The sequence below is a fragment of the Sinomonas sp. G460-2 genome (assembly GCF_047759905.1).
In the GTDB taxonomy this organism is placed as follows: Bacteria; Actinomycetota; Actinomycetes; order Actinomycetales; family Micrococcaceae; genus Sinomonas.
The window spans coordinates 1-3,225 of record NZ_JBKZWT010000373.1; the positions used below are offsets into that span (position 1 = coordinate 1).

The 3,225-nt window shown below is 70.0% G+C and carries 3 protein-coding genes; 1 reads left to right on the top strand and 2 read right to left on the bottom strand.

Annotation, left to right across the window (positions count from 1 at the left end; all coding sequences use genetic code 11):
* Nucleotides 1-101: 101 nt before the first annotated feature.
* Together ACLN58_RS19985 and ACLN58_RS19990 are read right to left on the bottom strand one after the other, a co-directional pair.
* Nucleotides 102-1,406, bottom strand: coding sequence for an MFS transporter (locus tag ACLN58_RS19985; RefSeq protein ID WP_415856983.1), 1,305 nt, complete (start codon nt 1,404-1,406; stop codon nt 102-104).
* Between the two features lie 29 nt (nt 1,407-1,435).
* The gene (locus tag ACLN58_RS19990; RefSeq protein WP_415856984.1) at nt 1,436-2,668 is read right to left on the bottom strand and encodes a M20 metallopeptidase family protein; all 1,233 of its coding nucleotides are present in this window, start codon (nt 2,666-2,668) and stop codon (nt 1,436-1,438) included.
* Between the two features lie 97 nt (nt 2,669-2,765).
* On the opposite strand from ACLN58_RS19990, the gene ACLN58_RS19995 reads away from it, so the two are divergent.
* The coding region (locus ACLN58_RS19995) for an Lrp/AsnC family transcriptional regulator (protein ID WP_415856985.1) at nt 2,766-3,225 on the top strand (460 nt) is incomplete at its 3' end.

The window sequence follows — 3,225 nt, forward strand, 5'->3', positions numbered from 1 at the left end:
GCGCGCGGCGCACCCGCGGGACGTGACCCCTGAACGGTGGAACACCCACGGGACGTGACCCCTGGATGCCGCAACACCCACCGGAGGTGACCCCTGAACGGTCAGACCGAGAGGTCCTTGCCCTTCGTCTCGGGGAGCCCGAGCACCACCACGACGGAGACGAGCACCATGACCACCGCGTACGCATTGAACATCCAAGGCTGCTTCACGACGTCCGTGAAGAGCGTCTGCAGGTACGGTGCCGTCCCGCCGAACGCCGCGACCGCGATCGCGTAGGGAACGCCGACGCCGGCCGTGCGCACCTTGGCGGGGAACAGCTCTGCGTAAGTTGCCGGGGCGATGGCCGCGCCCGCCGCGATGAAGATGAGCATTACGGACATCGAGACGAAGAGCTGCCAGAGCGAGTCGTGCAGGAGCCACGTCATCGGGAAATGCAGGACGGCGCATCCGAGCCCGCCGATGATGAGCACCGGCTTGCGGCCGATCCGGTCGCTCAGCCTGCCCCACAGCGGAAGAGCCACGAGGAAGACAAGGTTGGCGGCAAACCCGTACCAGAGCGCCTGGCCCGGGTCGAGCTTGAGGCTCGTCGCGGCGTACGTCGGCGCGACGATGGCCCACACGTAGTAGATGACCGTGAGGCCGACCGTCATGCCGATGACCTGGAACGCCTGCTTGCGGTGTTCGAGGATGTCCTTCACGAGGCCCCGCGACTTGGTGCGCGTCGCGTCGAGTTCCTCGAACGCCTCGGTCTCGGGCATGCGAGCGCGCATCACGAGCCCGTAGAGGCCCATGACCGCCCCGAGAATGAAGGGGAGGCGCCAGCCCCACGCGGCCATGTCCGCCTTCGGGAGGGCGATCGCGAGAATCGCGCCGATCAGGGCGCCGGTCATGTTGCCGATCGTGCCCGAGAAGTAGATGAGCGTGGACCAGAAGCCGCGCTTCTCGCGAGGTGCCATCTCGGAGAGATACGTCTGCGACGACGGGAGCTCGCCGCCGTGCGCGAGGCCCTGCACGAGCCGTGCGACGAGGAGCACGAGCGACGCGAGCGCGCCCACGGCGCCGAACGTCGGGGCGATGCCGATGAGGAGGCTGCCGACGGCGGCGAGCGCCACGGTCATCGTCATCGAGTTCTTGCGGCCGAACCTGTCGCCGACCCAGCCGAAGACGAAGCCGCCGAAAGGCCGCGCCACGAAGCCGACGGCGAAGATCGCGAGCGTCGAGAGGATCGCCGAGGTCGGGTCGGAGGGGCTGAACAGCTGCTTCGAGAAGTACGGCGCGAACGTCGCGTAGATGGCCCAGTCGTACCATTCGGCGGCGTTGCCGATGCCGGTGCTGACGAGCGTGCGACGCGCGGAGGGGACGACGACGGCGGCGCTCGCCGCGCGCGTGCTGGGGCTGGTTGTCATGGGGGTCTCTCTTGTTGTGGGGTCCCGGGTCAGCGGGCCGCGAGCTGAGCGGTCTTGGCCAGCGCGAGCTGCGCGTAGAGGGCCGCGCCGTCGGCGAGGACGGCGTCGTCGAACGTCGCGAACGGCGAGTGGTTGAACGCGCTCGTCGCGTGGTCGACGCCCGCGGGCACCGCGCTCAGGCCGACGAAGCTGCCCGGCACCTCGGCGAGGACTCGGGAGAAGTCCTCGGAACCGCTCAGCGGTTGGGGGAGCCGCGCGTGGCGTCCGTCGAAAAGCTCGGCGATCGTGGACTCGGCGAACTCGGTCTCGCCGCGGTCCGTGACCGTGAGCGGGTATTCGGCGGCGTAGCGGACGTCCACGTCGAGGCCGTGGGCGTGCGCGATCCCCTCGAGGAGGCGCGGGATCGCGAGCTGCATGCGCTCGCGGTTCGCCTCGGAGAACGTGCGGATCGTCGCGTCGAACTCCGCGGTGTCGGGGATGACGTTGCGCTTCGTGCCGGCCGAGAGACGGCCGACCGTGACGACCGTCGGGTCGAACATGTCGAACTGGCGCGTGACCATGGTCTGGAGCGCGAGGACCATCTCCGCGGCGACCGTCACGGGGTCCTTGGCCGCGTGCGGCGCCGAGCCGTGTCCGCCCGCGCCGCGCACGGTCACGAAGAGGCCGTCCGAGGCGCTCATCATGACGCCGGGGCGGGTGACGAACTGCCCGTGCGGGGCCATCGAGGAGAAGACGTGGAGGCCGAACGCGGCATCGGCGCGGCGGCCCGCGGCGTCGAGCACGCCCTCGCGGACCATGACGCTCGCACCGTCGTAGCCCTCCTCTCCGGGCTGGAACATGAGGACGACGTCGCCGGCGAGCCGATGGCGGTTGTCGGCCAGGAGCGTCGTGGCGCCCAGAAGCATCGACGTGTGGAGGTCGTGCCCGCACGCGTGCATCGCGCCGTCGATGCGCGACGTGAACGATGCGCCGGTGCGCTCCTGGACGGGGAGCGCGTCCATATCGGCGCGCAGGAGCACGACCGGCCGCGCGCCGTCGTTCGCTGTGCCGCCCGCGGCGCTGGCCGCGGTGCCGCGCAGCACTGCGGTGACCGAGGTCGTGTCCGTTCCGGTGCTGATCTCGAGCCCGAGGCCGTCGAGTGCTGCGAGGACCTTCTCCTGCGTGCGGGGGAGATCGAGGCCGATCTCCGGCTCCTGGTGGAGGGCGTGCCGCCACTCGGTGAGCTGGCTCTGCAGTCCGCGGGCTTCGTCGATCAGTTCCACCGTGTCTCCTCCTGTGGCCCACGCCACATTGATTGCGTCGGGAACGAGTGTGCACGGAGTGGGCCGTTGGAAACGGAGAGATGCAATAATCACTCACATGCCGCTACTCGATCAGCGTTTAGTTGCATTCGGGGCGCCCGTCATCGAGCTCTCCGAGGACGATCTCGCGCTCCTTCACGCCCTCCAGATCGCGCCTCGCGTGCCGTGGCTCGAGGCCTCCGAGATCCTGGGTGCGCATCCAGCGACCCTCGCGCGGCGCTGGGAGCGGTTGCGCGCCGCCGGCCTCGCGTGGATCACGGCCCACCTCCGCGGGGACCCTGCCGAGATGGTCGTCGCGTTTGTCGACGTCGAATGCGATCCAGGCCGGCGCGACGAGGCCGTCGCCGTGCTCGCCGCCATCCCCGAGGCCCAGACCATCGACGTCGCGACGAGCCATCCGGACCTCTCGCTCACGGTCTTCGCGCGCTCGCTCGTGGACTGCGCCGAGCGCGTGCTGCCGCAGATCGCGGCGGCGCCCGGCGTCAACAGGATCCAGAGCGAGCTCTGCACCCGGCTGC

Coding starts and splice junctions, on each gene's coding strand:
- ACLN58_RS19985 (WP_415856983.1), bottom strand. CDS start 1,406: ATGACAACCAGCCCCAGCACGCGCGCGGCGAGCGCCGCCGTCGTCGTC.